General features: G+C 69.7%; 2 protein-coding genes. Both read left to right on the top strand.

What is annotated here, in order from left to right; translation table 11 throughout:
• The first annotated feature begins 242 nt into the window (after positions 1 to 242).
• Positions 243 to 1,343 carry a CaiB/BaiF CoA transferase family protein gene (locus FKP22_RS28840; protein WP_141291572.1) on the top strand — a complete coding sequence of 367 codons (1,101 nt, stop codon included), beginning with the start codon at positions 243 to 245 and terminating at the stop codon, positions 1,341 to 1,343.
• Positions 1,340 to 1,910: crotonase/enoyl-CoA hydratase family protein (locus FKP22_RS28835; RefSeq protein ID WP_141291570.1), on the top strand; the 571-nt coding region annotated here is incomplete at its 3' end. The genes FKP22_RS28840 and FKP22_RS28835, both read left to right, overlap by 4 nt.

Raw genomic sequence — 1,910 nt, 5'->3', positions numbered from 1 at the left:
CAGCGCGATGCCGATGCGCACGGCCTTGTTCGACGGCACGCTCTGCCATGCCGTGTCGGACGCGGTGCTGGTCTGCATCGACAAGGAGAGCCGGAGGCCGGTCGAGTTGCCGCCGATGCTGCGGGCGCGGCTGGAGGCCTTGCAGCTGCGTTGAGCCGCACTTTTCATTGTTTACGCCGATGGCTCGCTGCGACGTGCTCGGCCAAGATGGCACTCCCTCATTGCCAGTCAGGACCCACCGCATGGCCGGACCGTTGTCAGGACTCAAGGTCGTGGAATTCGCAGGGCTGGGCCCGGCGCCGTTCTGCGCGATGCTGCTGGCCGACATGGGCGCCGACGTGCTGCGCATCACCCGGCCGGGCGTGCCCGTGGTGCCGACCGACATCACGACCCGCAGCCGCGCGCAGCTAGCGCTGGACCTGCGCAGCGCCCCGGGCATCGAAGCCGCGCTGGCGCTGGTCGACCAGGCCGATGCGCTGATCGAAGGCTTTCGCCCCGGCGTGATGGAGCGCCTGGGCCTGGGCCCGGAGCTGTGCCTGGCGCGCAATGCTCGCCTGGTCTATGGCCGCATGACCGGCTGGGGCCAGCACGGGCCGCTGGCGCATGCAGCAGGGCATGACCTGAACTACATCGCCATCAGCGGGGCGCTGCATGCCATTGGCCGTGCCGGTGAGAAGCCGGTGCCGCCGCTGAACTACGTGGGCGACTTCGGCGGCGGCGCGATGCTGCTGGCGGTGGGCCTGCTGGCCGCGCTGAACGAGGCGCAGCGAAGCGGCCGCGGCCAGGTGGTGGACGCGGCAATGACCGATGGCGCGGCGCTGCTGTCGGCCTTCATGTACAGCTACACCGCGCGCGGCGAGTGGAGCAACCAGCGCGGCAGCAACATGCTGGACGGCGGTGCGCCGTTCTATGACAGCTATGCCTGCGCGGACGGCAAGTTCGTGGCCATCGGCGCCATCGAGCCGCAGTTCTACGCCGAGCTGCGCCAGCGTTGCGGCATGACGGATGTCGTGTTCGACGCGCAGCTCGATGTGGCGCAATGGCCCGCGCAGAAAGCCCAAATGGCCGCGCTGTTCGCCACCCGCACGCGCGATGAATGGTGTGCGCTGCTCGAAGGAACCGATGCCTGCTTCGCCCCGGTGCTGGACTGGGACGAGGCGCCGCAGCACCGGCACAACCAGGCACGGCAGACCTTTGTCGACCTCGACGGCCTGACGCAGCCCGCGCCGGCCCCACGCTTCTCGCGCACGCCTTCCCGCCCGCCCGAGGCGCCCGGCGAAACCACCCTGGCCGAGGCGTTGGCGCGCTGGCGGCCGGAACCCGCTTCACAGGAGACCCGATGACAAGCCCCACCGAAACCAGCGCCCGTGTGCGCCTCAGCATCGACGAACGCGGCATCGCCGAAGTCGCGCTGAACCGGCCCGAGAAGATGAACGCGCTGGACACGGCGATGTTCGAGGCCATCAACCGCACGATTGCCCAGCTGGCCGAAGACAAGCGTGTGCGCGTGGTGGTGCTGCACGGCGAAGGCCGGGCCTTCTGCGCCGGGCTGGACCTGGCGAGCTTCGTTGCGATGGGCGAGAGCGAACGCGCCCAGCGCTCGCACGACGCCGGCAACATGAACGACCTGGCCGCCCGCACCCATGGCTTGGCCAACGCCTTCCAGCAAGTCGCCTGGGGCTGGCATGCGCTGCCGGTGCCGGTCATTGCCGCGGTGCATGGCGTGGCCTATGGCGGCGGACTGCAAGTGGCACTCGGGGCCGATATTCGGCTGGTCACGCCGGACGCCAAGCTCAGCGTGATGGAGATCAAGTGGGGCCTGGTACCGGACATGGCCGGCATGGCGCTGGCGGCCGGCCTGGTGCGCGGCGACCAGTTGCGTGAACTGGTCTACACCGGCCGCGTGGTGA

The sequence above is a fragment of the Ideonella azotifigens genome, from assembly GCF_006519715.1.
Taxonomy (GTDB): Bacteria; Pseudomonadota; Gammaproteobacteria; order Burkholderiales; family Burkholderiaceae_C; genus Ideonella; species Ideonella azotifigens.
The sequence above is the reverse complement of the archived record's forward strand: the minus strand, read 5'-3'. Positions and strand labels throughout refer to the sequence as shown.